Source organism: Bacillus sp. ISL-55 (assembly GCF_018613155.1).
Classification (GTDB): Bacteria; Bacillota; Bacilli; order Bacillales; family Cytobacillaceae; genus Mesobacillus.
Genome location: NZ_JAGGQU010000005.1, coordinates 1 through 26,363, shown reverse-complemented (window position 1 = coordinate 26,363; position 26,363 = coordinate 1). Strand labels below are relative to the sequence as shown.

General features: G+C 42.9%; 23 protein-coding genes, 15 tRNA genes, 1 rRNA gene and 1 riboswitch. Of the genes, 6 read left to right on the top strand and 33 right to left on the bottom strand.

What is annotated here, in order from left to right:
* Positions 1–12: 12 nt before the first annotated feature.
* Both J7E32_RS02600 and J7E32_RS02595 read right to left on the bottom strand, forming a co-directional pair.
* A complete protein-coding gene (locus J7E32_RS02600; protein ID WP_214903141.1) occupies positions 13–690 on the bottom strand; it encodes a nucleotide-binding protein in 678 nt (225 codons plus the stop codon).
* A gap of 169 nt (positions 691–859) precedes the next feature.
* Positions 860–1,180, bottom strand: coding sequence for a hypothetical protein (locus tag J7E32_RS02595; protein ID WP_214903138.1), 321 nt, complete (start codon positions 1,178–1,180; stop codon positions 860–862).
* Between the two features lie 491 nt (positions 1,181–1,671).
* Positions 1,672–1,773, top strand: a riboswitch (purine riboswitch).
* A gap of 101 nt (positions 1,774–1,874) precedes the next feature.
* On the opposite strand from J7E32_RS02595, the gene J7E32_RS02590 reads away from it, so the two are divergent.
* On the top strand, positions 1,875–3,167 hold the full coding sequence (locus J7E32_RS02590; RefSeq protein ID WP_214903135.1) for an NCS2 family permease: 1,293 nt from the start codon (positions 1,875–1,877) through the stop codon (positions 3,165–3,167).
* A gap of 46 nt (positions 3,168–3,213) precedes the next feature.
* On the opposite strand, the gene J7E32_RS02585 is transcribed toward J7E32_RS02590, so the two are convergent.
* Positions 3,214–4,122 carry a Gfo/Idh/MocA family protein gene (locus J7E32_RS02585; RefSeq protein ID WP_214903132.1) on the bottom strand — a complete coding sequence of 303 codons (909 nt, stop codon included), beginning with the start codon at positions 4,120–4,122 and terminating at the stop codon, positions 3,214–3,216.
* A gap of 111 nt (positions 4,123–4,233) precedes the next feature.
* The gene (locus tag J7E32_RS02580) at positions 4,234–5,079 is read right to left on the bottom strand and encodes a DegV family protein (RefSeq protein WP_214903130.1); all 846 of its coding nucleotides are present in this window, start codon (positions 5,077–5,079) and stop codon (positions 4,234–4,236) included.
* Positions 5,080–5,284: 205 nt separating this feature from the next.
* On the opposite strand from J7E32_RS02580, the gene J7E32_RS02575 reads away from it, so the two are divergent.
* Entirely contained in the window at positions 5,285–5,953 is a 669-nt protein-coding gene (locus J7E32_RS02575; RefSeq protein WP_214903127.1) for a hypothetical protein, read from the top strand.
* 13 nt (positions 5,954–5,966) lie between these two features.
* On the opposite strand, the gene J7E32_RS02570 is transcribed toward J7E32_RS02575, so the two are convergent.
* Together J7E32_RS02570 and J7E32_RS02565 are read right to left on the bottom strand one after the other, a co-directional pair.
* The gene (locus J7E32_RS02570; RefSeq protein ID WP_214903124.1) at positions 5,967–6,194 is read right to left on the bottom strand and encodes a thioredoxin family protein; all 228 of its coding nucleotides are present in this window, start codon (positions 6,192–6,194) and stop codon (positions 5,967–5,969) included.
* A gap of 325 nt (positions 6,195–6,519) precedes the next feature.
* On the bottom strand, positions 6,520–6,678 hold the full coding sequence (locus tag J7E32_RS02565) for a hypothetical protein (RefSeq protein ID WP_214903122.1): 159 nt from the start codon (positions 6,676–6,678) through the stop codon (positions 6,520–6,522).
* A 329-nt stretch (positions 6,679–7,007) separates the two neighbouring features.
* On the opposite strand from J7E32_RS02565, the gene J7E32_RS02560 reads away from it, so the two are divergent.
* A complete protein-coding gene (locus J7E32_RS02560) occupies positions 7,008–7,838 on the top strand; it encodes an aldo/keto reductase (protein ID WP_214903119.1) in 831 nt (276 codons plus the stop codon).
* Between the two features lie 165 nt (positions 7,839–8,003).
* Complete coding sequence (locus J7E32_RS02555) at positions 8,004–8,969, top strand: NAD(P)H-dependent flavin oxidoreductase (protein ID WP_286182614.1); 966 nt, start codon at positions 8,004–8,006, stop codon at positions 8,967–8,969.
* Between the two features lie 107 nt (positions 8,970–9,076).
* Here J7E32_RS02555 and J7E32_RS02550 read toward each other — a convergent pair whose 3' ends face one another.
* The 4 genes from J7E32_RS02550 to J7E32_RS02535 all read right to left on the bottom strand — a co-directional run bounded on the left by J7E32_RS02550 (position 9,077) and on the right by J7E32_RS02535 (position 14,440).
* Positions 9,077–9,832, bottom strand: coding sequence for an NRDE family protein (locus J7E32_RS02550; protein WP_214903116.1), 756 nt, complete (start codon positions 9,830–9,832; stop codon positions 9,077–9,079).
* A gap of 87 nt (positions 9,833–9,919) precedes the next feature.
* Positions 9,920–11,134, bottom strand: coding sequence for a NupC/NupG family nucleoside CNT transporter (locus J7E32_RS02545; protein WP_214903113.1), 1,215 nt, complete (start codon positions 11,132–11,134; stop codon positions 9,920–9,922).
* Between the two features lie 273 nt (positions 11,135–11,407).
* The gene (locus J7E32_RS02540; RefSeq protein WP_214903110.1) at positions 11,408–12,346 is read right to left on the bottom strand and encodes a DNA-binding transcriptional repressor DeoR; all 939 of its coding nucleotides are present in this window, start codon (positions 12,344–12,346) and stop codon (positions 11,408–11,410) included.
* Between the two features lie 576 nt (positions 12,347–12,922).
* Positions 12,923–14,440 (bottom strand): glycine betaine uptake BCCT transporter, encoded by a 1,518-nt coding sequence (locus J7E32_RS02535; RefSeq protein WP_214903107.1) that lies wholly within the window; start codon positions 14,438–14,440, stop codon positions 12,923–12,925.
* A 496-nt stretch (positions 14,441–14,936) separates the two neighbouring features.
* Between J7E32_RS02535 and J7E32_RS02530 the strand changes: the two genes are divergently transcribed.
* The gene (locus tag J7E32_RS02530; protein ID WP_286182613.1) at positions 14,937–15,737 is read left to right on the top strand and encodes a C39 family peptidase; all 801 of its coding nucleotides are present in this window, start codon (positions 14,937–14,939) and stop codon (positions 15,735–15,737) included.
* A gap of 68 nt (positions 15,738–15,805) precedes the next feature.
* On the opposite strand, the gene yhbH is transcribed toward J7E32_RS02530, so the two are convergent.
* From yhbH to queG, 7 genes are all read right to left on the bottom strand, one after another.
* On the bottom strand, positions 15,806–16,975 hold the full coding sequence (gene yhbH, locus J7E32_RS02525; protein ID WP_214903102.1) for a sporulation protein YhbH: 1,170 nt from the start codon (positions 16,973–16,975) through the stop codon (positions 15,806–15,808).
* Positions 16,976–17,495: 520 nt separating this feature from the next.
* Positions 17,496–17,678, bottom strand: a complete 183-nt coding sequence (locus J7E32_RS02520) for a hypothetical protein (RefSeq protein WP_214903099.1) — start codon at positions 17,676–17,678, stop codon at positions 17,496–17,498.
* 82 nt (positions 17,679–17,760) lie between these two features.
* On the bottom strand, positions 17,761–19,656 hold the full coding sequence (locus J7E32_RS02515) for a PrkA family serine protein kinase (RefSeq protein ID WP_214903097.1): 1,896 nt from the start codon (positions 19,654–19,656) through the stop codon (positions 17,761–17,763).
* A gap of 337 nt (positions 19,657–19,993) precedes the next feature.
* Positions 19,994–20,743: an oxygen-insensitive NADPH nitroreductase gene (gene nfsA, locus J7E32_RS02510; RefSeq protein WP_214903095.1), complete on the bottom strand. Its 750-nt coding sequence runs from the start codon at positions 20,741–20,743 to the stop codon at positions 19,994–19,996.
* A gap of 56 nt (positions 20,744–20,799) precedes the next feature.
* Complete coding sequence (gene trmL, locus J7E32_RS02505) at positions 20,800–21,279, bottom strand: tRNA (uridine(34)/cytosine(34)/5-carboxymethylaminomethyluridine(34)-2'-O)-methyltransferase TrmL (RefSeq protein WP_214903093.1); 480 nt, start codon at positions 21,277–21,279, stop codon at positions 20,800–20,802.
* 89 nt (positions 21,280–21,368) lie between these two features.
* On the bottom strand, positions 21,369–22,265 hold the full coding sequence (locus tag J7E32_RS02500) for an amidase domain-containing protein (protein WP_214903091.1): 897 nt from the start codon (positions 22,263–22,265) through the stop codon (positions 21,369–21,371).
* A 248-nt stretch (positions 22,266–22,513) separates the two neighbouring features.
* The gene (queG, locus tag J7E32_RS02495; protein WP_214903089.1) at positions 22,514–23,671 is read right to left on the bottom strand and encodes a tRNA epoxyqueuosine(34) reductase QueG; all 1,158 of its coding nucleotides are present in this window, start codon (positions 23,669–23,671) and stop codon (positions 22,514–22,516) included.
* Between the two features lie 108 nt (positions 23,672–23,779).
* Here queG and J7E32_RS02490 point away from each other — a divergent pair, with 108 nt between their 5' ends.
* The gene (locus J7E32_RS02490) at positions 23,780–24,448 is read left to right on the top strand and encodes a B3/B4 domain-containing protein (RefSeq protein ID WP_214903088.1); all 669 of its coding nucleotides are present in this window, start codon (positions 23,780–23,782) and stop codon (positions 24,446–24,448) included.
* Between the two features lie 120 nt (positions 24,449–24,568).
* Here the strand turns inward: J7E32_RS02490 and J7E32_RS02485 are convergent.
* The 16 genes from J7E32_RS02485 to rrf form a co-directional block, all read right to left on the bottom strand.
* Positions 24,569–24,642 (bottom strand) — tRNA-Gly (locus J7E32_RS02485).
* A gap of 52 nt (positions 24,643–24,694) precedes the next feature.
* Positions 24,695–24,779, bottom strand: a tRNA-Leu gene (locus J7E32_RS02480).
* A gap of 42 nt (positions 24,780–24,821) precedes the next feature.
* Positions 24,822–24,896 (bottom strand) — tRNA-Cys (locus tag J7E32_RS02475).
* 9 nt (positions 24,897–24,905) lie between these two features.
* A tRNA-Gly gene (locus J7E32_RS02470) sits at positions 24,906–24,980 on the bottom strand.
* Between the two features lie 6 nt (positions 24,981–24,986).
* Positions 24,987–25,061: transfer RNA gene (locus J7E32_RS02465), tRNA-Gln, on the bottom strand.
* A 40-nt stretch (positions 25,062–25,101) separates the two neighbouring features.
* Positions 25,102–25,177, bottom strand: a tRNA-His gene (locus J7E32_RS02460).
* 11 nt (positions 25,178–25,188) lie between these two features.
* A tRNA-Trp gene (locus J7E32_RS02455) sits at positions 25,189–25,262 on the bottom strand.
* 8 nt (positions 25,263–25,270) lie between these two features.
* A tRNA-Tyr gene (locus J7E32_RS02450) sits at positions 25,271–25,355 on the bottom strand.
* A gap of 71 nt (positions 25,356–25,426) precedes the next feature.
* Positions 25,427–25,502: transfer RNA gene (locus J7E32_RS02445), tRNA-Phe, on the bottom strand.
* A 12-nt stretch (positions 25,503–25,514) separates the two neighbouring features.
* Positions 25,515–25,590, bottom strand: a tRNA-Asp gene (locus J7E32_RS02440).
* Positions 25,591–25,593: 3 nt separating this feature from the next.
* Positions 25,594–25,667 (bottom strand) — tRNA-Met (locus J7E32_RS02435).
* A gap of 26 nt (positions 25,668–25,693) precedes the next feature.
* A tRNA-Val gene (locus tag J7E32_RS02430) sits at positions 25,694–25,769 on the bottom strand.
* 3 nt (positions 25,770–25,772) lie between these two features.
* Positions 25,773–25,847 (bottom strand) — tRNA-Glu (locus J7E32_RS02425).
* A gap of 16 nt (positions 25,848–25,863) precedes the next feature.
* A tRNA-Ser gene (locus J7E32_RS02420) sits at positions 25,864–25,955 on the bottom strand.
* Positions 25,956–25,959: 4 nt separating this feature from the next.
* Positions 25,960–26,034, bottom strand: a tRNA-Asn gene (locus J7E32_RS02415).
* A 65-nt stretch (positions 26,035–26,099) separates the two neighbouring features.
* Positions 26,100–26,215, bottom strand: a 5S ribosomal RNA gene (gene rrf, locus J7E32_RS02410).
* Positions 26,216–26,363 lie beyond the last annotated feature (148 nt).

Sequence of the window (26,363 nt, the reverse complement as noted above, 5' to 3'; positions counted from 1 at the left end):
TTTTTGCCTCCTTTACATCTCCCATGGCAATTTTAAATACCTCGAAATCACTTTTACCTGGGACTCCGACTCAATTCCTGCACTTTCTGCTGATAAATGCTGCGGTACGATCGTGTTCAACAAAGGAATCCCAAGCGTATCAGATAGCTTCTTACTTAATGTCAATCCTCTTTCCACATCCTGAAGTGTCGTCTCGGATCCTACATTGGAGTTATTGATAATTCCTGTTATCTTAAGCCTTGAGGCTTTTTCGATTTTTTCCAATGTCTCAACCGCTCCCTCCAGAGTACTGACATATGGACGGTTTGCATTTAAAATAAATAGCACCTCAGGCTTCATGTCTTTCCAATCATTATAAAATTGCCCCAGTGCCGTAGCTCCGTCTTTATCTCCTCCAGCATCGACGATCAGCTTATAGGCCGGATCATAGATCACCCTGCTCATATCGCCCGGAACAATCGGCAAATCAGCAGCTGCAAGCCTTTTTGCAGGTGCAATAAGTTCAATTCCATTTTGTTCAAAAATTCTTCTTGCGTCCCTCGCACGGTAATAAGGATTAACGATATCGAGGTCGGCAACGGCAGTCCTGGCATTTATTTTTCTGGCCTCGAGTGCCAGATTAATAGTGATCTCAGTTTTTCCGCTGCCAAAATGGCCGGTAATAATGGTGATGTCCGCACCTTTTTTCACCGGTTCCCACCTCCCTTATTGAAAGCGTTTTCATTTCATGTCAACTTCATTATATAAATTTCTTTCAGGCTTCTCTTTGATAAAAGTCACGTTTTTGGTAAAACTGACCAAAAATATCGTGTAACCAGTTAAAAAAAGGAGTTCCAAGAAAGAACTCCTTTTTTAAGTATTATATTGCAAAGCTTAAAATCACTTTTTGCGGCATGTCCTGTTCTTCATAAACATCTTTTCTCAATCTCTCACAAGAAGGCATCTCATACGAAAAATCTTCCACTGCTTCAGGAATCATTCCATCTGCTTTCAATGCATTAAAAACTTTTTGCATTGCATCATCTGTATCCAGGCAATCTTCAGAACCTTCATATTTAAAACAATCAACGCATGTTTCCACGATATTTGCATCAACCTGTTCCTGTATAAAAACTAATTTTGCACCAGCCATCTTCTCAACTTCACGATTTTCCAATTCAATAATCGTCGTTACATTCATTATTGGCACCTCCATTTGGAATACACTATCATTATAGTAAGTAAAAATCCAAACAGGGGTGTTTTGCCGTTTAGTTCATTTATTATTCACATATTCCCGTCAAAAAGTTGTCAAAAACTCCTAAACAAAGGGATTCCCGATACCCATAGAGGGATACCTATAAGTTGATTCCCTGAACCATATGTAATTCAGTGAAAGCCAGCTTGATCCAGAGAATACACACGGTAATTTCAATAATTTTCATCTGAATTCAGCGACCTTGATATCGAACACAGCTATACTCTTCTTTTGACAGCTTTTCTCGTTTCCCCGCAAACCTGTCTTAAGTTGGCTCTTCTTTTGACAGCTTTTCTTGTTTTCGCGTCAAACCTGTCTTAAGTTGGTGCAAAATAACTTCCACCAACCCAATAATCAGAAAAAAACAAATAGATAAACTTTAAGAATTGCAATTGACCTCGATGTAAATTGCTGATACTATCACTAGTATTATTTTAATTCTATAATCTTTTCCTTGTATATGTTCGAGAATAGGGCTCGGATGTTTCTACCATGCTACCGTAAAAGGCGTGACTACAAGGGACCTTGATATTTGCTATTCTTTTTGGCATCTATTTGTCCTTTGTGGTACTCCGGCAGCATAATATTGCCGGAGTTTTTTTATTTTCACAACAACACAACCAGGAGGACAGCACATATGAAAAACTTTTTCCAGTTCGCAGAACGAAATACAAATTATAAACAGGAAACACTTGCCGGAATCACGACGTTCTTGTCGATGGCCTACATTCTTGTCGTCAATCCATTAATCCTTAGCCAGGCAGGCATGGATAAAGGAGCTGTTTTTACAGCTACAGCACTTTCAGCGATTATCGGCTCGCTGCTGATTGGCCTGCTTGCTAACTTCCCGATTGGGATCGCTCCAAGCATGGGCTTAAATTCCTTTTTCACTTTTACCGTCAGCATTGGCATGGGAGTAAAATGGGAGGTCGCCCTTACAGGTGTGTTCATCGCGGGTGTTCTGTTCGTCATTCTCAGCCTTTTGAAAATACGTGAAAAAATCATCAATGTCATCCCTCAGGATCTTAAGCATGCAATCGCTGCGGGAATCGGTTTCTTCGTCGCCTTTATCGGCTTGAAAAATGCAGGTATCATCGTTGGCAGCGAAGCGACTTTTGTCTCTATCGGCAATCTGACATCAGGTCCTGTCCTGCTTGCTCTCTTCGGCTTCATCGTCAGTGTCATCATGATGGCCCGCGGCATCAGCGGCGGCATCTTTTATGGAATGGTGATCGCCACAATCGGTGGTATTTTCACTGGCTTGATTGAAAAACCTACAGCAATCGTCGGTTCGGTTCCTGATATCTCACCAACGTTTGGCGTCGTCTTCAATCACCTGGGAGATATCTTCTCTCCAGATGTCCTTGCCGTCATTTTTACATTCCTGTTTGTTGCTTTCTTTGATACTGCTGGGGCACTAATTGCGGTAGCCAGTCAGGCTGGTCTGATGAAGGACAATAAAATTCCCAATGCGGGGCGTGCCCTTCTTGCAGACGCAGGATCGGCTGTTGCTGGAGCTGTACTTGGCACCTCCACAACAGCATCGTTCGTTGAATCATCAGCAGGCATCGCGGTCGGCGGACGGACAGGCTTTACATCAGTAATCATTGCAGCGTGCTTCGGCGTGGCGATGCTCTTCTCTCCGATCCTATCAGTCATCACGCCAGAAGTTACCGCTCCGGCACTCATTATTGTTGGTGCGTTGATGGCAACTGAAATCAGTAAAATCAACTGGAGCAATCTTGCTGTCATTATCCCTTCATTCGTCACCATCATCATGATGCCGCTAACCTTCAGTGTAGCAACAGGCATCGCCCTTGGTTTCATACTTTATCCATTGATGATGGTTGGCATGGGCAAGCTTAAAGAAGTCCATCCTATTATGTATGTTCTTGGTGTGTTGTTTGTTGGTTATTTTATATATGTATAAAATAAGCCCCGTCTCTCTATGTAAGAGGACGGGGCTTGTCTTTTTCTTAAATTCCTTCTAATTCGACCACGATTTTTTCACAGAGCTCGTGCGTTTTCAAGGAATCCTTTGCGGTAATTGATGGTATTGAATTATTACCGACCGCCTGGATGAAATCAAAAATAATTTGTTCGAAGCCGCGCTTATGGAGGGTCGGTTCCCAGTCACTTCCTCCATGTCTGGTTTCGTTCCGATTATCCTGAACAAGGATATCTGAAACATTCATTGCCGTTCTTTTTTGATCAGATTGAAAAACTTCTACCTTTTCCTCAACAACGCCGCTGTCATGGTTCATAATTCCAATTGCGATCCCCTCTTCTGCCTGCAGCTGAATGACTACGTGATGCAAAAAAGCTCCATTTTTCTTTCCGGTAACATTGATCTGCTTTATATCGTAGGGAAACAACATTCTTAACGTATCGACCACATGGATGAAGTCATCGAGGATGAAATGCCGTATCTCCCCAGGCAAGGCCTTCCTGTTTTTCTGCATGATTACCATATTAGGTTCTTTCAACTCAGCCAACTGTTTATACGCCGGGGCATATCTGCGGTTAAAACCTGTCATTAATATCAAGCCTTTATCCTCTGCCAGCTCTGTCAATTCCCTGGCTTGTTCATACTCATAGGCAATCGGCTTATCGACATACACATGGATACCAGCCAGCAGCAGTTTTTTTACAATTTCATGATGTGATTCAGTTGCACTATGGAGAAAAGCACCCTTAACTCCACTTTCAATAAGCTCATCCAGACTTAAATGTATATGGGCAAACCTATACTTGGAAGCCAGAGTTTTCAGCTTGGCAAAATCCCGCGTGTAAAGGTGGAATTCGATATCTCCCTTTTCCGCGAATACAGGCAGATAGGCTTTTTGCGCAATATCCCCTAAACCAATGATTCCAATCTTCAACATGTCGATTTCCCCCTACCTTTATTGATATTTCAAGTGTACACAGGAACCTGGACAATAAAAAGAAATCAGCCCTGACCAGGCTGATTTCTTACTTTGTTTTACTATTGAGGACTATTCATTAATCCATGCAAGCCCAATTGTTCCCTGCCCTGTATGAGTTCCAGCCACTGGGCTGAATGTTGTTGTAGTAAAAGAAATGTTAGGAAAACGCTGCTGAAGTTCCGCACGCCATTCCTCAGCCAATTCCTTTACATTTCCGTGAATGACACTTGCTTCTTTAATATTCGTTGAAGCCTCTTCAAAAATTTGAAACAGGCGCTCCTTGACCTTTCTTTCCGTCCTGATTTTATCAAAAAGGACTACCTTGCCATCATCGAACCTGACAATCAGCTTTAATTTAATCAAGCTGCCGATAATCACCTGAGCTGAGGATAAACGCCCACCCTTATGCAGCTGCTCTAGGCTTCCAGGTGCCATATAAAGATTAGCCTTATCAGGAAGAGTCCTCAAGTAAGAAACGATTTCTTCATAGGACTTTCCTTCCTTCTGCATTTCAACTCCTTTTTCAACCATGCGGCCCAATGGGAAAGAACCAATCTTCGAATCGATGACATCGACTTTGAAATCTACCATGCTGGAAGCTGCCACGGAGGCTTGGTAAGTTCCTGTCAGAGCGCTCGATGCGTGGATCGCGATTGCATGCTTATATTGATCCTTAAGCTTCTGGTATAGTTCCACAAACTCTCCAATAGCAGGCTGCGATGTTTTCGGAAGGACCTTTGAAGCTGCCAATTTTGGATAAAAATCCTCGGCAGTGATATCTACGCCTTCCAAATACGATTCTTCTCCAAAAATAATGCTTAAAGGCACAACATATATATTGTTATTTTTTATGAATTCTTCAGTAAGTCCAGATGTACTGTCGGTTACCCATGCAATGTTATTTAATGTCGTCATGATTTCTCCTGTTCTTCGTCAAAAATATCGTTGAATATGCTTACATTTCTCATGATATATGAAGAAGCCTTATAAGACTATTAGTAATTTATAAGAATGTGATTTATTTGTTAAAAACAATGAAAAAGTTAATAACGTAGACACATGTTTCTCATTCCGGTTAAAGGGAACAATTGTAACAAACCTGACTGGAGGTAAGTGACTCATGGACCCATATATCTACGGTTTATATTCCCTCATCTACTTGTTTTTATTCTTATGGGGACTAAAATTATCCATTAAGCATGGATTTTTTTCCTGGCTCAATGTTCTTTTGCTCGTTACATTCGGTTTAGTGTATGACAACCTTGTTTTAGCGATGGGAAGCGTGATTGGTAAAGGCAGCTTTTTAGAAGCCTTGAATGTGATGCGGTACTGGTTCCACGCATTCTTTACGCCATTGTTGATTTTATTTTCCTGGGCAGCTATCAGGAAGACAGGAACCCGCTGGCTGAAAGGACGAGCAGGATTTGTCTTCGCGGGAGTCTTCACACTTGCTATGATTATTGCCGAACTCATACAAAATACAATCGGACTTAAGCTTGAGTCAGCTCAGAAATATGGGGTACTAAGCTATGAATCTGCCGGGTCACACGGCCCCCCTGTCATGATCATTGGTGTTACTGTTGCGCTGCTGCTTGCAGGGATTATTCTCTGGAAAAAACTGAAGTGGAAATGGATGGCCGTCGGCGTCATTTTGATGGGTATAGGAAGCGCTGTGCCAATTCCAATGGAGAGTGATGCAGTGACCAACGGCTTCGAACTGATTTTACTAACTTCCTTATGGGGAACAAAAGCTTTTCTTGACAAAAATTCAGATCAGGCCACGATATAAGGCCTGATCTGAATTAAAATAAAGTCTTCACTTCTTGTGATGACAGCTGTTGCCCCGCTGAAACAACTTTTTCATCAATGACCAAAGCTGGCGTACTCTTCACTTTATACTTTTCGATCTCCTTATTATCTTCCACCATTTCGACGACCGCCGCGACACCCGCTTCCTTGACAGCAGCATTTATACTCTCTTCAAGACTTTTGCACTTATCGCAGCCAGGCCCCAGTATTTTGATGATCATAAGCGTCGTTCTCCTTTCACTTTTGGGTCTTTTCCATTATCTATATCTTGAATTTACCCTGATTTTAAGAATAAAAGTCCTTTCTTGACAGCTTTTCCGGTGATTGGGCCAAACCTGTCACGATTCCGGAGTTTTCTTGACAGCTTTTCCGGGGAATGGGCCAAAGCTGTCACGATTCCCGCGTTTTCTTGACAGCTTTTCCGGTGATTGAGCCAGAGCTGTCACGATTCCCGCGTTTTCTTGACAGCTTTTCCGGTGAATGAGCCAAAGCTGTCACGATTCCGGCGTTTTCTTGACAGCTTTTCCGGGGAATGGGCCAAAGCTGTCACGATTCCCGCGTTTTCTTGACAGCTTTTCCGGTGATTGGACCAAAGTTGTCACGATTTCCGCGTTTTCTTGACAGCTTTCCGGTGATTGGACCAAAGTTGTCACGATTCCGGCGTTTTCTTGACAGCTTTTCAGGTGCATGGGCCAAAGCTGTCACGATTCCGGGGTTTTCTTGACAGCTTTTCCGGTGATTGGGCCAAACCTGTCACGATTCCGGGGTTTTCTTGACAGCTTTTCCGGTGCATGGGCCAAAGCTGTCACGATTCCGGCGTTTTCTTGACAGCTTTTCCGCTGAATGGGCAAAAGCTGTCACAATTCCCGCGTTTTCTTGACAGCTTTTCCGGTGAATGGACAAAAGCTGTCACGAACCTGACAGAAGAGCCATCTTTTTAGTTTACAGTCATTCAGGGAAGTCCAATTACTTTTTACCAATCAACAAATATGAGAAAATAAAATAGCAATTGAATTGATAAGGAGGCGCATGATATGCCACAAAATCTCCAGGATACTACGACGTTACATAATGGTGTCAAGATGCCATGGTTTGGTCTTGGTGTGTTCAAGGTCCAGGAAGGTTCTGAAGTTGTAGAATCTGTTAAAGCAGCGCTTAAAAATGGCTACAAGAGCATCGATACTGCAGCAGTATACAAGAACGAGGAAGGCGTGGGGCAGGGAATCAAAGAAGCTGGTGTTCCGCGTGAAGAATTGTTTATCACAACCAAGGTATGGAATTCTGACCAGGGTTATGAATCCACACTCGAGGCATTTGAGACTAGCATGAAAAAGCTTGGACTTGAATACCTGGATCTTTACCTGATTCACTGGCCGGTAGCAGGCAAATATAAGGAGACCTGGAAGGCGCTTGAAAAGCTTTATAAAGATGGAAGAGTCCGCGCCATTGGCGTGAGCAACTTCCACGTCCATCATCTTAAAGATTTGATGGCTGAAGCTGAAATCAAGCCAATGGTTAACCAGGTCGAGTATCATCCGCATCTGGCCCAGACCGAGCTGCTTGAGTTCTGCAAAGCTGAAGGCATCCAATTGGAAGCCTGGTCTCCTTTGAAGCAGGGAGAGCTTTTATCAGAACCAACAATCGTCGAAATTGCAGAAAAGCATCAGAAATCACCTGCACAAGTGATCCTGCGCTGGGATTTACAAAATGAAGTGGTGACGATTCCTAAATCAATCAAGGAACATCGTATTATCGAAAATGCAGATATCTTTGATTTCGAGCTTACTGTTGAGGATATGGACCGTCTGAACATTTTAAACAAGAATGAGCGTGTAGGTCCCGATCCGGATAATTTCGATTTCTAAAATCAATACAATTGGACGCAGATTAGTTTCTGCGTCTTTTTCATTTCTTAAAAATCAATACCAAATAGTTATACCTAAATATAGTATCTGGTGCTAAAAATCACATCTTTTTAAAACTCTGCATGTTAAACTTCAAAGGAATAAATTAAGAAAGGGGTTTTTAGCATGGATTTCCCAAAGCTTAAAATTGGCCATATGGCACCAAGTGTCCCTATTATGCAAGGCGGTATGGGGGTAGGCATCTCGCTCAGCGGATTGGCATCAGCGGTTGCAAACGCAGGCGGAATTGGTATCATCTCGGGAACAGGAATCACGGTTGAAGAGATGCGTCTGCATATCAGGAAAGCCAGGAAGCTAACACAGGGTAATGGATACATCGGGGTAAATGTGTTGTTTGCAATGAATGATTTTGCCGAAAAAATGAAAGCCGCACTAGATGAAAAGGTTGATTTCATCATATCAGGAGCCGGAATTTCACGAGATATGTATTCATGGGGAAAGCAAGCGGGTATTCCGGTCATTTCGATTGTCTCCTCTGCCAAGCTGGCTAAAATCTCGGAACGCCTTGGTGCTGCTGCAGTGGTAGTTGAAGGATTTGAGGCAGGCGGGCATCTTGGGACTGACAAGCCCCTTTTTGACATACTTTCTGAGATTGTTGAGTCGGTGTCCATCCCGGTGATTGCTGCTGGAGGAATCATGACTGGGGCTGATATCGCTAAGGCTTTGTCCCTTGGAGCTTCTGGCGTCCAAATGGGTACAAGGTTTGTTGCCAGTGATGAATGCGACGCTCCGCAAAGCTTCAAGGAGAAATACGTGTCAGCCACTGAAAAAGATACAATACTGGTAAAAACCACAGTAGGGCTGCACGGTCGGGCCATTGCCAACCAATTCACCAAGCTAATCACCACCTCAGATAAACTTAGGATCAAAAAATGTCGTGATTGCCTGAAAAATTGCTCCTATCAATTTTGCACACTGGACTCTCTGCTCACCTCCGTTGCCGGCGATGTAGAGAATGGCCTTGTATTCGCTGGCTCTAGGGTAAGTGAAATTAAAGAAATCTTGCCGGTCCGGACAATCATAGAAAATTTAAAAGCGGAATATAAAGCTGCCGTCCAAAGCTTTGCCTAAATAAAGATTATATTAGATTTGTCGCAGAACAACGAATCGCCTTTAAAGCTCTTCATTAAAAAGAAAATAAAACACAGACAACCGTATTCGTGGTTGTCTGTGTTGCTTCACAAAGTTATTAAAAATTCCTGATTTGATCGCTGATTCTTTGTATGAACCCGTTCATTAAAATAAATTTCTTTTTCATTGATCAATATGACGGTAGAGCTTCTCGTCCCGTATCCATCGCTTTTGATAAACATCGGTGACAGCAGACGCTCCCACTCCAGCGAGACTCCTGTTGAAGGCAGCAGATGGTCTGGTGCAGGGTCAGCATCTTCCAAATGGGCAAATAACTGGTCAACCAGATCTGCATGCTCTTCAGAAATAATGCTGGCAAGTCCCGCCTTCCCTCGTTCTACCTTTGGCCAGTCCGTATTAAGTAAGTGGTTGCTGACACCATGAATGCCTGGTTCAATTTTTTGCAAGGGTCCTCCACGGTTGGAATAATAATAAAGCTCCTCCAAATTCCCGGCTAGAAGATTATAACCCGGATATTCATGACGGCGATTGACCAATCCCTCTAAATAGTCCTGCGGGTTATCAGTCCCTTTCAGAAAATCTGCAACAAGCTCCCCTCTTGTTCTTTTCCCATCCGTGGTTTCACTTGGATCGCGATAATTCGTCAGGGCAGCAAACTTGCCTGAAGTCGTCACGCCCATCCATGTTCCCATTTTTTCAAGATCCCGGCCGGCGAGCAGCCCTGGAGCATCTTCCCAAAAATAAGCAGGCGCAGTATCCCGGGCATAGGCTTCATCCCTGTTAGCAGTCATGATAAGCTTATACTTTGGATGCGCCTTGTAGGCAAATAAAATCAAACACATTAATTATCACAGCTTTCCGTTCATTTTTACCTATTATAACTCAATGCAAAAAAAGAGAAGGACAAAAGTCCTTCTCTTACCTCATTTTTATAAAAGCATACCTGCCATTGCCGCACTCAATAATGATGCAAGCATACCTGCGATGACAGCTCGTACACCCATGCGAGCGATGTCTCCGCGACGATTTGGAGCAAGGCTTCCAAGACCGCCAAGCAGGATTCCCATTGAAGATACGTTTGCGAATCCACAAAGAGCAAAACTAATGATTGCTACTGTTTTAGCAGATAATTGTTCGATTTGTGGTGCAAATGAAGAGTATGCTACAAATTCATTCAAGATTAACTTTTGACCAATGAATCCGCCGGCTTTCACAGCCTCATCCCAAGGTACGCCGATTGCAAAAGCAAGTGGTGCGAATACAAAGCCCAGGATAGTTTCAAGCGTTAAGTTATCGGCTCCGAAAAATCCTCCAAAGAACCCAAGAATTCCGTTAATCAAGGCAATCAATGCGATGAAGGCAAGCAACATTGCACCGATATTCAAAGCTAACTGAAGACCCGTGCTTGCTCCCTTAGCGGCAGCATCAATCACGTTAACTGAATCAGTATCTTTTTCCATTCTTAGTTCATCAGATGACTCAGATTTTTCTGTTTCTGGAATCATGATTTTAGCCATGATCAAACCTGCCGGCGCAGCCATGAAGCTTGCTGCAAGCAAGTATTCCAGTGGAACACCTAATAATGAATAACCAATCAATACGGAACCTGCAACAGAAGCCAGGCCACCAACCATGATTGCAAAAAGCTCTGACTGAGTCATTTTCGCGATGTAAGGCTTAACAACAAGCGGCGCTTCTGTCTGGCCTACGAAAATGTTAGCAGCAGCTGATAGTGATTCAGCCTTGCTCGTACCAAGTAATTTAGAAAGCGCTCCGCCCAGGATCTTAATGACCACTTGCATGATTCCCAGGTAGTAAAGTACAGAAATTAAAGAAGAGAAGAAAATAACAACCGTTAATACTTGGAAGGCAAATACAAAGCCAATATTTTCAGCCTGGAACAATCCGCCGAACAAGAATTGCACACCAGCATCTGTATAGTTGACGATTTCATTGACACCAAGTGAAAGCTTTTTCAGTAAAAGTTTACCTGTTTCCCATTTCAATACTAAGAATGCGAAAATGAATTGGATGGCCAACCCGCCAAGGATTGTCCTTAAATTAATGGATTTTTTGTTGTTCGAGAAAATAAATGCAATTCCCAATACGACTGCAATCCCAATCAAACCCCATAAGATATTCATTGTTGCCCCCACCTCTTGTTGTGATATTTGCTGAACTGTTGTTAACGTTTACAAATGCTATGAAAAAAATTTCAATAAAACGTTTACATTTGTTTAACTCAAACTTTCTATAGCAAATATATCAGAACTAAAGAACTTTTGTAAATAAGTTTTTGAACAAATGTAAAATGAAATTTATACCTTTTCATCATTTCGACAAAAATACCCGCAAAGGCTTTAAACCTATCGGGTATTTGTTTTTATCTTATGGCTTTTATTCAAGTCACTGAATCCTTACTTATCTAACAAAAATTTTGCCGTAAATTGGTCCGTTACAAGTACATTTGTATACTTCCCTTTTAAAGCTCCATAAATACCATCTATTTTGTGAGCTCCGCCTGCAACCAATACTGAATATTTTTTCGTTTTTAACTCTTCAAGTTCTATTCCCAAAGTTCTCGCATCCAGATTTTCGCTACAAACCTTTCCATCTTTATCAAAAAAACGCGAACATATATCGCCTACAGCTTTTGAATATATGACTTGCAGATCTTCTTCTGTAAAGTATCCTAACTGGAACAATAAAGATTCAGACTTTATCGGGCCGATTGTATAGACGGCAATATTGGATTGCTTTCCCATCTCCAGAATCTTTTTGATATGCCTGTCCGCTTCCATCGCCTGTTTTACCACGACATGATCAACGATTGCCGGCAACGGGAGATGATGAGGTGCACTATTGAAGGCCTTTCCGAATAAATACAGTATTTCATTCGCGTACGTATTCGTCTCAGAATGGCTGACTCCGCCCTTCAGCTGAACAACCTTGACATTCTTGGACGGCTTCTGCTTAAGCTCGAGTGCGACATGATAAAGGGTCGTTCCCCAAGTGACACCGATAACATCATCATGTTCAACCACTTCGTTCAAGAAAGTCGCGGCCTTCTCCCCGAGATATGTTTTGATGACACTGTCCTCATATTGCGGAATATGGGTGACGATTGCCTTTTTTAACCCAAACTTCTGTTCAAGTTGCGCTGACAAATTCTCTACATCCTCTGTCGGGTCCATGATTTTGATATCGACGATCCCCTCCTGCTTCGCGATCTGCAGGAACCTTGAAACGGTCGGCCTCGATACTCCCAGCTCTCTGGCAATATCATTCTGGTTATAATCAAGTAAATAATAAAGCTTGGCTGCCTCGATTATCTTTAATAATTTTTCTTTTTCCATTCGTGATCACCCTTGGAACTGACTTTAATTCAATACATTCATTTTAGCAAAAAATACGGATGAAAACATTTACATTTTGAAAAAGAACAAAATGTTCATAATTAACCATACTTTTACAAATGTCCATTCTCTTACGAACATTTTGTTCTACTGTCTCTGAAAAAAAAATAAGGATTGGTAATGAACCAATCCTCGTGTCTGAAAAGCTCCAGTCCTTGGTTAGTCCCGACTGAACTGGAGCTCGACTATTCTTGAAATGAATTTTATACATTGCTATTTTTTAAAAAGGCTCTGTTAACCTTGGCTGTTGATCTTCGTTCCAGGCGCTTCGCTTTCCGCGGGGAAGAATTAAGAAAAAGCCCAACTGCCGCCTTTTTCAAAAATCAAATTCTTCCTTGCAGTCCGGGAGCCTCCTCGGCTTCAAGCGCCTGCGGGGTCTCCCGATGACTTGCTCATCCCGCAGGAGTCTTCGCGCCTTCCACTACAATCAACAGGATGTAAAAACAACATTTAGCTTTAACAGAGCCTTTAAAAAAAGGAGTCATCCCTTAAAACCGGAATGACTCCTTTAGCTTATTATTGAGACTTACGTTTAGGGATTTTTCCAATTCCCAGTTCTTTCGCCTCTTGGTTCAACGCCTTAATTAGACTCAATGCCATTAACGCCATAATGACGGAGAACGGCAATGCGGCTACGATCATTGTATTTTGCAAAGCCTGCAGCCCGCCAGAGTATAGCAGGACTAGAGAAATTGCCGCCAGCATGATTCCCCAAGTGAATTTGATTCTATTTCCTGGTGTCAGTGATCCATTCGTTGTCATCATTCCTAAAACAAATGTGCCTGAATCTGCTGAAGTAATAAAGAAGGTTCCGATCAGAATCATTGCCAGTATCGACAATAATGAACTCATTGGATAATTGGCGAAAACACCAAACAGTGCTTCTTCCGTAGCCAGTTCAGAAATGCTTGCAATTCCATCATGCTCAAGCATGATGGCAGAACCGCCAAAAGCAGAAAACCATAGGAAGCCGATCAAAGAAGGTACTAGCAGTACACCAAATACAAACTCTCTGATCGTACGGCCTTTAGAAACTCGAGCTATAAAAATCCCTACAAAAGGTGCCCAGGCAATCCACCATGCCCAGTAGAAAATGGTCCAGCCGTTGATCCACGAACGGATATCTTCATTTAAAGGAGAAATCCGGAAACTCATTGCCGGCAAATTTTGAAGGTATGTACCAATTGTGTTGGTAAAAAGATTCAGGATAAATTGGGTGGGTCCAAAAAACAGCATCGCCACTAGCAATAACCCAGCAAGTATCATGTTAACATTGCTTAAAATCTTGATACCTTTTCCAAGTCCTGTCCAGGCAGAGATCATAAACAACACAGTTACGATCAGGACGATAAACAATTGAGTAACGAAACCAGTAGGTATTCCGAATAGGTAAGAAAGTCCACCGTTAATTTGTACAGCTCCAAATCCTAAAGTTGTTGCCACGCCGACTACAGTCGCTACAACCGAAATCACGTCAATTACTTTTCCAGCTGCCCCATTCGTCCTTTCGCCTAAAATCGGGCTTAGTGTAGCACTAATCAACCCTGGCTTTCCGTGACGGAAATTGAAATAAGCTAGAACTAACGCAACAATCCCATAAATGGCCCAGGCATGGATACCCCAATGGAAAAACGTGAACCTCATTGAATCGCGGATAGCCTGGTCAGACCCCGCCTCCGCTCCAGTTGGTGTCGAGACCATATAATGGCTGATTGGTTCAGCAGTTCCCCAGAAAACCAGACCGATCCCCATACCTGCACTGAAGAGCATCGCATACCATGTCAGGGTAGAAAATTCAGGGCGGTCATCCTGCCTGCCAAGTCTAATCTTTCCGAGTGGACTGATCAGAAAATACAGACAAACAATTACAATAGCAGAAACAAGAATTAAATAATACCAGCCAAAAGTATCAGTAATGAATGCCTGGATATTGGCAGTAACTGATTCAAGTTTTTTTGGTACCAACACACCGAACAGGACCATCAGGAGCAAAATCCCGGTCGATATGTAAAAAACAGATGAATCCTTTTTCATCAAAAAACTCCCTTCGTCAACTTTTGCACTTAAATACACTAACATAAATTTGTGTTTTTTTAAAAAAATTGTACTCATAACAGAGATAGTATTACCGAATACAGTCATAAAAATGATTGTCCAATTCATTTTTTCAAAGCTTCACTTTCAGTTTCAACTACTGATATTCCCCCATATTCCCAAAAACCTAAAGTTATGAACCTTACGCCTAATTTGTTTTTATGTACTTTTTCCGATAAAAAAATTTCGACTTTCTGACATGAGCTTCCCCATTACATTTAATTATTATATCGAGAAGACTTCTATCGTGGAATATTCGCTGTACCAGGAACTAATAAACTTTTGGTGATGCAAGCATATGAAAATTTCCAAGAAAAACGGCGGTTTTCCAACCAATTCCCAATATCATTCTATTAATCTATTGAATCATTGTCGAATTTTGATTAAAATTGTAAGAGATACCCGACTTGAAGGAGAAATGTTAGGAGAAGATATTTTGGATACAAAGTTGTTAATTAGAACACTATCAATCGGAACCATTTTCCTGGGCACTTACCTTGGGGCGGAGAATTTGCGATCAATAAAAAATCCAACTGCTGAAACGCAAGCTTCAGTTGCACCAAAAATAACTCGTACAGAAGCTCATTCGGTAACTAAAAATATTGAAGATAAAGAAGTTCTCGAGGATTTCATCAGTATTGAAGAGAAAAAAATAATTGAAGGTGTCCCGCACATCAGTCAGCTTCCAGAATTACAACGCGGGTGTGAAGTAACTAGCTTAACTATGCTGCTGCAGTATGAAGGAATACAAGCTGACAAGATGACTTTGGCTAAGCAGATACATAAAATTCCCTTCCGCGACGCAAATTATGTTCGCAGCAATCCATATGATGGCTTCGTTGGCGATATCTATACATTCAGCAAGTCTGGATATGGCGTATACCACGGCCCCGTAGCAAATCTTGCAGAGAATTATCTGCCCGGGAAGATTAAAGACATAACCGGAAAATCAATAAATGATGTATATCAACTGATCGATAACGGCTCGCCAGTTTGGGTTATCACCAACTCCACTTTTGCGCCGCTTCCCGAATCGGAGTTTACTACTTGGAAGACTAATACGGGAAACGTAAAGATCACTTACAGAGAACACAGTGTGCTGATCGTAGGCTATGACGAGGAATTCATTTACGTAAACGACCCCCTTGCCAGTGACGGTTATAAACCCCTTCCGCGGACTCCTTTCGAAAAAGCCTGGGTACAGATGGGCAGCCAGGCGATTGGAATTGAAATATAATAGATTGTTAATATAAGAGTTTTTTATATAGAAAAAATCGGCAGGATCCTTATCCTGCCGATTTTTGTTTAAGCATACATTTTGTTTTCTTCATTTTTGAAAAAGCTTTTCATCGCGTGGAATACGTCGGCCTTCTGCTTGAGGATATAGTAACGGAAGTTATCGTCTTTAATGTTTTTATACGCGGACATTAGGGTCGAGTGGCGGTTGTACTGATTGACTTCTCCATAGCCAAACATATTGGAGACCTTCATCAGCTCTTCTACTAACTTCACACAGCGGGCATTGTCGGAGGTCAGGTTATCACCATCTGAAAAATGGAATGGGTAAATATTGAACTTGCTTGGATTGTACTTGTCATCAATAAGTTCCAATGCTTTTCGATAGGCGGATGAACAAATGGTACCTCCGCTTTCCCCTTTAGAGAAAAAGTCTTCCTCGGAAACTACCTTTGCTTCTGTATGGTGGGCGATAAATTCGATTTCGACTGTTTCATACTTGGATCGAAGGAAACGCGTCATCCAGAAGAAAAAGCTTCTCGCCATATATTTTTCCCACAGTCCCATACTTCCGCTTGTATCCATCATCGCAAGCACAACAGCTTTGGAATCCGGCTTCACAACTTCATTCCACGTCTTGAATTTTAGGTCTTCCTTGTAAATAGGATGGAATGAAGGTTTCCCGGTCATTGCGTTCCTTTTATAAGCAGACATCATTGTCCGCTTTTTATCAATATTCCCCATCAATCCAGTCTTCCTGATATCGTTGAATTCAATATTTTCAACGAGATGCTCCTGTTCTTCCTTCTTCTTGAGGTTCGGAAGCTCTAACTCTTTGAATAACGCTTCCTCAATCTCCATCATTGATACTTCTGCTTCATAATAGTCTTCCCCGGCCTGGTCCCCTGCTCCTTGACCTTTCCCAGGACCTTGCTGCTGCCCGGAGCCATCACGTGCGACGACATCGCCTACTTTACTGTCTCCATCCCCCTGGCCGACATGTTTGTTCTTATCATAGTTATAACGGATTTTGTACTCATCCAGTGACCTTATCGGAATCTTTACGACATCCCTGCCGTTGGACATGATAATATTCTCTTCGGTGATCAAATCAGGCAGATTGCTCCTTATTGCTTCCTGCACCTTTTCCTGATGGCGCTGTTGGTCATCATGTCCTTTGCGGTGGAGGGACCAATCTTCCTGGGAAATCACAAACTGGTGACTGCTTTCATCGGTCATTTTCAACCCCTCCTTTGAAATCTTCATTTTGACAGTAACATAATTCAGTATACCTTCATACAATATCCCGATGGACTTTACCCTTGTGGGAATTGTAATTACTCTATCTTATGCAGGAAGACAAAATAATTTACAAATAATTTTGACAATTAACCTTTTCTCCTATGGATGGACAAGCCCATTTTATCCCTTTAATCCTTTTGAGCATTATTGTCCTTTTATCTAGCATAAGGAGAAGTTCTTTTCCGTGGACAGCCTCTATATTGCTCTTCCCAGCGGCAGACCTGGACGACTCTCCCTCCTTCCCCTTTGAAGTTGTCCTAGTTCGGACAGCTTTTCCTCTGTACTCTCTGAACCTGTCCGAAGTTCCTACAGCTTCGGAGAGCTTTTATTTATTTTTCTCTTAAACTGCCTGAATGCCCACTGAGTTAACTTCGAAAGCCATTGAGAATGCTCTAATCATGTTGCAGCGTATGATTACATTTCTATAAAAAAATAACCTCTGCTGGATCAGCAAAGGTTATTTCTTTTCATTCGCTTTATCAAATTGAATCGGATCTGGTACTTTATCGTAATCCTCTTTCAAGACTTCACCTGAGCGTCGGTGCTCCATTTGCTTGCCCAGATCTTCCATTTCTTCTTCATTACGCGCCATTGAACTATTTTTAGGGACATAGTCTTTCGGCAAATCTTTTTTAGTCATGTTCATCACCTCTTGCCTGTACTATTCCCGCTTTCAGGTACTTATAAACTAAAAGGACCTGCAATCTGCAGGTCCTCACAATCTATCTGTTTAACAGGCTTCCAACATACCGCAGCAATTCATTCGCTGATGTAGAGTTGTAACCATGCTCATCGATCAGCCTTGCGACGACATTATTGATCTTCTTCAGCTGCGTCTCATCAGGGGTTTTCGTTGAAGTTGTAATCTTGACTACATCCTTCAGATCAGCAAACAGCTTCTTCTGGATTGCTTCACGAAGGCGGTCATGTGAATTGTAATCAAACCTCTTGCCTTTACGCGCATAGGCAGAAATCCTGATCAAAATCTCTTCGCGGAACGCTTTCTTGGCATTTTCGGAAATGCCAATCTGCTCCTCGATGGAGCGCATCAGTTTCTCGTCCGGATTGATTTCTTCACCAGTCAGCTGATCACGCATCTTCGCCTTGTTGCAGTACGCTTCGACGTTATCAAGATAATTATCCATAAGAGTTTTAGCAGACTCTTCGTATGAATAGACAAATGCCTTTTGCACTTCTTTTTTCGCGATATCATCGTATTCCTTACGTGCGATAGAAATATAGTTAAGGTAACGTTCTCTTGTCTCAGCTGTAATGGAAGGGTGCTGGTCAAGTCCTTCCTTTAGTGATCTTAGAACGTCTAAAGCATTGATCGTCTTGACTTCCTTCCTGATGATCGTAGAAGAAATCCTGTTAATGACATATCGAGGGTCGATTCCGCTCATGCCTTCATCCTGATGCTCTTTTTTCAGTTCCTCTACATCAGCCCTGTTGTAACCTTCGACACTCTCTCCATCATATAATCTCATCTTCTTAATCAGGTCGATGTCACCTTTTTTCGGATCCTTCAAGCGTGTAAGAATCGTGAACATCGCAGCCACCCTTAGAGTATGCGGGGCGATGTGGACATCATTCACGTCACTCTCCCTGATCATCTTGTCATAGATTTTCTCTTCCTCGGACACTTTTAAGTTATATGGAATCGGCATCACGATAATACGTGAATGCAGGGCTTCGTTCTTCTTATTTGAGATAAACGAGCGGTATTCCGTTTCATTTGTATGCGCGACAATCAGTTCATCCGCGCTGATTAATGCAAACCTACCCGCTTTAAAATTGCCCTCCTGCGTCAGGCTCAGTAAATGCCAGAGGAATTTCTCATCACACTTCAGCATTTCCTGGAACTCCATCATTCCCCGGTTCGCTTTGTTCAGCTCACCATCAAACCGGTATGCCCGCGGGTCGGATTCAGATCCATATTCCGCGATGGTAGAGAAGTCAATGCTTCCGGTCAAATCGGCAATATCCTGAGACTTTGGATCGGATGGACTGAACGTGCCGATACCTGTCCGCTTATCCTCAGAGAAGAAGATCCGCTCGACGATGACATCTTCAATCCTGCCGCCGTACTCCTGTTCAAGCCTCATCATATTAAGCGGCGACAGATTGCCCTCAATCCGAATGCCATATTCATCATAAAAATCCTTTCGCAAATGGTGCGGAATCATATGCAGCGGGTCTTCATGCATAGGGCAGCCCTTAATCGCATAAATTGCACCCCTGTCTGTATGGGAATACGCCTCCAGTCCTCTTTTCAGCATCGTGACGAGAGTCGATTTACCACCGCTTACTGGTCCCATCAACAAAAGGATCCGCTTTCTGACATCCAGCCTTTTCGCGGCCGGGTGAAAATACTCCTCGACAAGCCTTTCAAGTGCTTCCTCAAGCCCAAACAACTGTGCATTAAAGAAGGAATAGCGCTTCTTGCCTTTATCCTTTTCTATCCCTGCGTCTTTGATCATATTATATACACGAGAATGTGCCGATTGAGCAACCCATGGCTGTTCCTTCACAATTTCAAGATACTCCCTGAACGTCCCTTCCCACTTCAGCTTTTCTTCACCCTGGCGATACATCTCAATCTTTTTTAAAATATCCATATGGACCTCCCCATCTAGCGTTATCAAGAGACGATTAATAAATTCTATGCAGCAAACAATTTGAACATGCGTAAACGTTCCGTCTGGATGATTGTCCTTTTTTACTTTGAACGTGAAAAAATAAGCCCATCCTTCACAGTTACGAAATTATAGGATATAATAAATTTTATATGGACAAAACGAATTAAAGGGAGGCTTACATACATGAAACTAATTCTAATTATAGGTGTAACTATTACATTCTTATCTGCAATCTTCACTGCAGGTTACGATGATAAGCCGGGAATCACAAAAAAATAAAAAGCTGCCAATTGGCAGCTTTTTTACTTTTCCATAATTATTTTTTATTCAATTTTTGATTTTCCACAAACTCCTTCATATACAACCTTGATTTTCGCCCAAGCATTTTTGCCATCTGGCCCGTCCAAGTGTCCTCACGTTTTCCGCCTGTTCTTTCACGATAGTATTGCGAAGTAACCGCATTATAATCGTCGAGCTGCTTTTCAAACAATGCCCTGTCTTGCTGATACTCATTTTCCATATACACATGCTCGAGCGGCAGACGCGGCTTCACGTCGGTTTCCTGGTCAGGATATCCCACAGCCATGCCAAACAGAGGAATAACATGCTCTGGTGTCTTCAAAACTTCCTTCACAGCTCCCAGATCATTGCGTATCCCGCCGATATAGCAAATACCCATCCCCATAGATTCCGCAGCCACAGCAGCATTCTGGGCCGCCAGTGCTGCATCGATCAGGGCAACCATGAATTTCTCTGTACTCTCTATCGAGTCATCCAGATCTGTACCTTCCATCTCCGCTATGACCTTATGGCGATGTAAATCTGCACAGAACACAAAGAAATGTCCATTTGCTGCAACATAAGCCTGATTCCCGGCAATTTCAGCCAGCTTGTCCTTCTTATTTTGATCCGTAACCCCAATAATCGAATAGGCCTGGATGAAGCTTGAAGTGGATGCTGCCTGTGCACTCTTCACAATACCTTCAATCTGCTCTCGATCCAGTGCCTGATTTTTAAACTTTCTTACTGACCGATGGTTAAGAATTGTTTCAACTACCTGGTTCATTTGTAACAGCTCCTTTACTCATTTCCATACTAAAAAGGAGGCCGCAAATTGGCCTCCTAATATTTACGCAAATCCCGATAGTCCTGCTGTCTAAGTGCTTCATAAATTAAAATAGCAGCCGTGTTAGACAGGTTTAATGAACGGATATTCTCATTCATAGGCAGCCTCAGACATGTCTCAATATTTTTTTCGATCACTTCTTTAGGAAGTCCTGTTGTCTCTCTGCCAAAAATAAAGAAGAAATCCTTCTCGGTTGCACTATAATCAAAATCAGAATGCGCCTTTTTGCCAAATTTGGTCACGTAAAAGAATTCTCCGCCCTCGTTCTGTTCATAAAAGTCCTCAAGGGAATCATAATAATGAATTTTCACATGCTCCCAGTAATCCAAGCCCGCACGCTTCAACATCTTGTCATCCGTCGAAAATCCCAACGGCCTGATTAAGTGAAGCTCGGTATCGGTACCGGCGCATGTGCGCGCAATATTGCCAGTGTTTGCTGGAATGAGCGGCTGGTATAATACAACATGCAATGCCATGACTTTCACCTCTGATAAAAACTAAAGCCATTATACCACTACACTCCTTCTCAGCAAAAGAAATGGAGCTGCACTATTACTGAATGTCATTAAATATCGTCATGATCATCCGTAATTGTTAAGAACTTATATTTTATATTCGGAGTATAGGCGGTCGAATCTTCATATGCCCAATATCTCATCCTGCTGTTATACGTATGGGCATTGACCAGCGGCATCCCATCCGCATCATGTCCCGTAACAATCGTGGTATGGTCAAAACGCCCATCACCCTCAAAATCATAGCAGATGACATCTCCAAGTTTCAGTTTATCGGCACTGTTAACTGCTCTTCCCCTCAAGCCCAGCTTAGAACCCGGGATGTGCCAGCGCATCGCATTGGCGACCGACCAGCTGAAGCTCCAATTATCATTCTGCATCCACCAGCCATTGCTTCGATTTGGATACCCACGCATCGGTCCTCCCCCCTGATGAAGGCATTGCGAGATATAGTTGGTACAGTCGACCTCGAACTTCTTGTATGCAGGATTGTAGTCATTCCACCATCTTTCCGCATACTGGACTGCCTTCAGCCTGTCATATTTAAAGTCCTTCCTCGCCTGGCCTCCCTCCTGCAGTGCAGCAACAGGCATCGCTTCTTTACTATCCTGTGGGGATTCTCTGATTTCGTTCAGCTTTTCATCCATGACAAGGATGCCCTTGTAAAATTCAGCCCGCCTCTTCTCCACTTCCTCCTCCATGTAAAATAGTCCCCGTTGCTTAATCAAATACTGAAAATTAACCTCATATAAAACCGAAGCATCTTCCTTATCTTCAAACTTCTCTATTACTCTGCCGTTTGCCTTTGCTTTTACAATTTCGGCAGACCTATTGGCAAAACTCTGCTTTTTCATCTCTATACTGGGACACTCGTGCAGTTGATTTCGCGGCATAGATACACATTGAAGGACACGCTGTTCCAGAAGTTCCTGCAGTTGTTCACGCATGTTCATCTCTCCCTTCACCTTTCATATTTATGAAGCGTTCCAGGATTTCACGCATAAAAAAAGGCTATTTCCGTCAAGATTGTCGTTAAAATCCAAAAGCCGATTTTAACGTAAATCAAAGCCATTAGTTGTTCGGTATTAAGTTTGCATGCTCATTTCTCATATTAAGAATCAAATTTACGACTATAGCCACAAAGTTTGAGAAATGAACCTAAAAAAAAGAATGGATTTGACTAAATCCATCCTTGTTACACTGTTATATTAGACTCTGGGTTGTCCTTAAAAAACTGCAGTCCCTTACTGATTTCATTTAGTACTTCCTCTTCCTGCTCAACAGCAGAAGCATGTTCCAGTGCGTCCAGCGCTTCACTGCCGCCAATTTTGCCAAGCGCCCATGCTGCCGTTCCCCTGATCACAGGTCTTGGGTCATCCTTCAACACTATTTTCAGCTCTGGTATTGCTGTATCATCCTTATAATGCGCAAGGGCAATAATCGCATTGCGCTGAATAGGCTTCTTTCCCCTCCACGAACCGGAGACGTGCCCGAACTTTTCTTTAAAATCACGGTTGCTCATGGTCAGTAAAGGTTTCAGGAGAGGCTTCGCAATCTCAGGGTCAGGTTCCATTTCATCATGAAAGTGAAAATCCTTCCCTTTGTTTTCGGGACATACTGTCTGGCAAGTATCACAGCCATATAAGCGATTGCCCAGTTTTTCCCGGAATTCATCAGCCAAAAAACCCTTCGTCTGCGTCACGAAGGCAATGCACTTCTGCGCGTCAAGCTGCCCGCCCTGCACAAGTGCCCCAGTAGGACAAACTTCCACACATTTATTGCAGCTCCCACAGCGATCTTCCATAGGCATATCGGGTTCAAAAGGTATATTCGTGATCATTTCCCCCAGGTAGACGTATGACCCAAACTCAGGTGTTATAATCGCACAATTTTTACCACTCCAGCCGATTCCCGCACGTTCTGCAACTGCCCTGTCAACCAGCTCTCCCGTATCGACCATTGATTTGAACATTGAGCCAGGTACCTTCGAAGCAATGTAATCTTCCAGTTTTTTCAGCCTGTCCCTTAGGACCATGTGGTAATCAGTACCCCAAGATGCACGACAGAAGATTCCACGCCGTTCTCCCTTCTTGCTGACAACTTTCGTCTTCATCTTTGAAGGATAAGCTAGTGCAATTGAGATGATTGATTTAGGATGGTCAAAAATCAGGCTAGGCTCCGTTCTCTTCTCAATATCCTTTTCCTCAAACCCTGATTGATATTGAAGTTCCTGCTGCCTGTATAACCTGAGTTTCATCTCTTCAAAAGCTGAAGGTGACGCAAAGCCGATTTTATCAATCCCGATTGTTTTGCTGTATTCAATAATATCCTGCTTCAAACTTGCTGTATCCATTTGCAGATTCCTCCTCTCCAATTTGATATTTATATTGGAATCCCATAAATTTAAATGCAAATTACTTTTATGATAAACTATTTTAAAGCAGATTTGGAGGTGGAATCAATGGAAATTCAAGTTTCAAGGTCGATATGCGATCTCATCCCTGGATTCTCTGTCGGGGTTATCGAGTATAAAGACATACAGGTAGGCGAGTCTCCGCAAATGTTAAAAGGCAGATTGCAGCTTTTCCAGGAATCAATTTACTTCGAACTTCTGGAAAAAAACGTAACCGAGCTTGAAGGCATCAAAGAGTGGCGGGCAATATTCAAATCAGCGGGGAAGGACCCTAACCGTTATAGACACTCGGCCGAGGCCCTCTACCGCAGGATCGCAAAGCAGAATTACCTTCAATCGATACATAGTGCGATAGATTTGAATAATTTCTTCTCGCTTGAATACCAAATTCCAATAGGAATTTACGACAGCGATAAACTTACAGGGAATGTAACAATTAAATTAGGAGAAGAGAGCGAAGAATACACAGGTTTAAATGGAAGAACCAATAACCTTGCCAACCTAATCATCTCTGCAGATGAACAAGAACCATTCGGAAGCCCATTTGTCGATTCAGAAAGATCTGCCGTAACAGCATCGACGACAAATGCCCTGCATATTGTATATTTAAGACCATCAACTTCACCAGAGAGCATGCAAAAAATGACACAATCACTCATGAATATGTTTATCCAAATCCATGGAGGAACGGGCACATATAGAATTATAGGATGCTGATGCATCCTTATTCTTTTGCTTAATTAAAACACTGGCTTCATATCGTCTACAATAAAAATAAATTAAAAAACGCAGCTTATCGTTTACTGGAAACGACATGCTGCGTTAGTCACGTATGTATGGAGCGGGTGAAGGGAATCGAACCCTCATCATCAGCTTGGAAGGCTGAGGTTTTACCACTAAACTACACCCGCATACATAAATCTATGAAATAAAGAAAACAGGATATCCTGTTTATAATAAGAGTGGTACCGGTGGTCGGGGTCGAACCGACACTCCAGAAGGAACACGATTTTGAGTCGTGCGCGTCTGCCAATTCCGCCACACCGGCATATTAATATGTCTTGCTTTTTTGCTGCCACTATTGATCTAGTGGAGGCGGCAACCGGATTTGAACCGGTGAATAAAGGTTTTGCAGACCTTTGCCTTACCACTTGGCTATGCCGCCATATATTTTTGGAGCGGAAGACGGGATTCGAACCCGCGACCCCAACCTTGGCAAGGTTGTATTCTACCACTGAACTACTTCCGCAAAAAATGGCTGGGCTAGCTGGATTCGAACCAACGCATGTCGCAGTCAAAGTGCGATGCCTTACCGCTTGGCTATAGCCCAATATATTGTATGCTCTTACTATTACATTTGTGACTTATAATGGGGCGACTGATGGGAATCGAACCCACGAATGCCTGAACCACAATCAGGTGCGTTAACCACTTCGCCACAATCGCCATTATAAAATTGGCAGGGGTAGTAGGAATCGAACCCACACCAAAGGTTTTGGAGACCTTCGTTCTACCTTTAAACTATACCCCTATATTAAGTGGTGGAGGGGGACGGATTCGAACCGCCGAACCCTGAGGGAGCGGATTTACAGTCCGCCGCGTTTAGCCACTTCGCTACCCCTCCACTATAACATTTTTTCTGGTGTTAAAAAACCCATTTTATCAAATTCCCTGAATAACCAGGTATTATTTAAATGGTGGCTCAGGACGGAATCGAACCGCCGACACAAGGATTTTCAGTCCTTTGCTCTACCGACTGAGCTACTGAGCCACTTAATTAAAATGGCGGTCCCGACCGGGATCGAACCGGCGATCTCCTGCGTGACAGGCAGGCATGTTAACCGCTACACCACGGGACCAGATTGCGGGGGCAGGATTTGAACCTGCGACCTTCGGGTTATGAGCCCGACGAGCTACCGGACTGCTCCACCCCGCGACGGTAATAATGTTTTAAAATATATATGGTGGAGGATGACGGGATCGAACCGCCGACCCTCTGCTTGTAAGGCAGATGCTCTCCCAGCTGAGCTAATCCTCCGTTTGGTGACCCCTACGGGATTCGAACCCGTGTTACCGCCGTGAAAGGGCGGTGTCTTAACCGCTTGACCAAGGGGCCAGATATAAAGTTTCTATGGCGGAGAGCAAGGGATTCGAACCCTTGAGACAGCGTTGACCGTCTACACGATTTCCAATCGTGCTCCTTCGACCTCTCGGACAGCTCTCCAAATTGGCTCCGCAGGTAGGATTCGAACCTACGACCGCTCGGTTAACAGCCGAGTGCTCTACCACTGAGCTACTGCGGAATAATAATGATTTCTCCGACTTGGATACACGATCCGTATCTTTGAAAAGGATGAAAATGCATCCTGCCCGGCGGCGTCCTACTCTCACAGGGGGAACCCCCCAACTACCATCGGCGCTGAGAAGCTTAACTTCCGTGTTCGGTATGGGAACGGGTGTGACCTTCTCGCCATCGCCACCAGACATTTTTTTCAAAGACAATATCTATTATACCGTCTTTTATGCATTTTGCAAGAGAAATTTTAAAAAGTTTTTTCACTTAATGAAAAGCTTTTATTCCCTCAAAACTAGATAATGTGTAAGAAGAATGAGAAGAAACGAATAATCTATT

Bases quoted from the DNA above. Each gene is read 5' to 3' on its own strand.
- J7E32_RS02595 (WP_214903138.1), bottom strand. From the start codon at position 1,180: ATGAATGTAACGACGATTATTGAATTGGAAAATCGTGAAGTTGAGAAG.
- J7E32_RS02590 (WP_214903135.1), top strand. From the start codon at position 1,875: ATGAAAAACTTTTTCCAGTTCGCAGAACGAAATACAAATTATAAACAG.
- J7E32_RS02585 (WP_214903132.1), bottom strand. From the start codon at position 4,122: ATGTTGAAGATTGGAATCATTGGTTTAGGGGATATTGCGCAAAAAGCC.
- J7E32_RS02580 (WP_214903130.1), bottom strand. From the start codon at position 5,079: ATGACGACATTAAATAACATTGCATGGGTAACCGACAGTACATCTGGA.
- J7E32_RS02575 (WP_214903127.1), top strand. From the start codon at position 5,285: ATGGACCCATATATCTACGGTTTATATTCCCTCATCTACTTGTTTTTA.
- J7E32_RS02570 (WP_214903124.1), bottom strand. From the start codon at position 6,194: ATGATCATCAAAATACTGGGGCCTGGCTGCGATAAGTGCAAAAGTCTT.
- J7E32_RS02560 (WP_214903119.1), top strand. From the start codon at position 7,008: ATGCCACAAAATCTCCAGGATACTACGACGTTACATAATGGTGTCAAG.
- J7E32_RS02555 (WP_286182614.1), top strand. From the start codon at position 8,004: ATGGATTTCCCAAAGCTTAAAATTGGCCATATGGCACCAAGTGTCCCT.
- J7E32_RS02550 (WP_214903116.1), bottom strand. From the start codon at position 9,832: ATGTGTTTGATTTTATTTGCCTACAAGGCGCATCCAAAGTATAAGCTT.
- J7E32_RS02545 (WP_214903113.1), bottom strand. From the start codon at position 11,134: ATGAATATCTTATGGGGTTTGATTGGGATTGCAGTCGTATTGGGAATT.
- J7E32_RS02540 (WP_214903110.1), bottom strand. From the start codon at position 12,346: ATGGAAAAAGAAAAATTATTAAAGATAATCGAGGCAGCCAAGCTTTAT.
- J7E32_RS02535 (WP_214903107.1), bottom strand. From the start codon at position 14,440: ATGAAAAAGGATTCATCTGTTTTTTACATATCGACCGGGATTTTGCTC.
- yhbH (WP_214903102.1), bottom strand. From the start codon at position 16,975: ATGACCGATGAAAGCAGTCACCAGTTTGTGATTTCCCAGGAAGATTGG.
- J7E32_RS02520 (WP_214903099.1), bottom strand. From the start codon at position 17,678: ATGACTAAAAAAGATTTGCCGAAAGACTATGTCCCTAAAAATAGTTCA.
- J7E32_RS02515 (WP_214903097.1), bottom strand. From the start codon at position 19,656: ATGGATATTTTAAAAAAGATTGAGATGTATCGCCAGGGTGAAGAAAAG.
- nfsA (WP_214903095.1), bottom strand. From the start codon at position 20,743: ATGAACCAGGTAGTTGAAACAATTCTTAACCATCGGTCAGTAAGAAAG.
- trmL (WP_214903093.1), bottom strand. From the start codon at position 21,279: ATGGCATTGCATGTTGTATTATACCAGCCGCTCATTCCAGCAAACACT.
- J7E32_RS02500 (WP_214903091.1), bottom strand. From the start codon at position 22,265: ATGCGTGAACAACTGCAGGAACTTCTGGAACAGCGTGTCCTTCAATGT.
- queG (WP_214903089.1), bottom strand. From the start codon at position 23,671: ATGGATACAGCAAGTTTGAAGCAGGATATTATTGAATACAGCAAAACA.
- J7E32_RS02490 (WP_214903088.1), top strand. From the start codon at position 23,780: ATGGAAATTCAAGTTTCAAGGTCGATATGCGATCTCATCCCTGGATTC.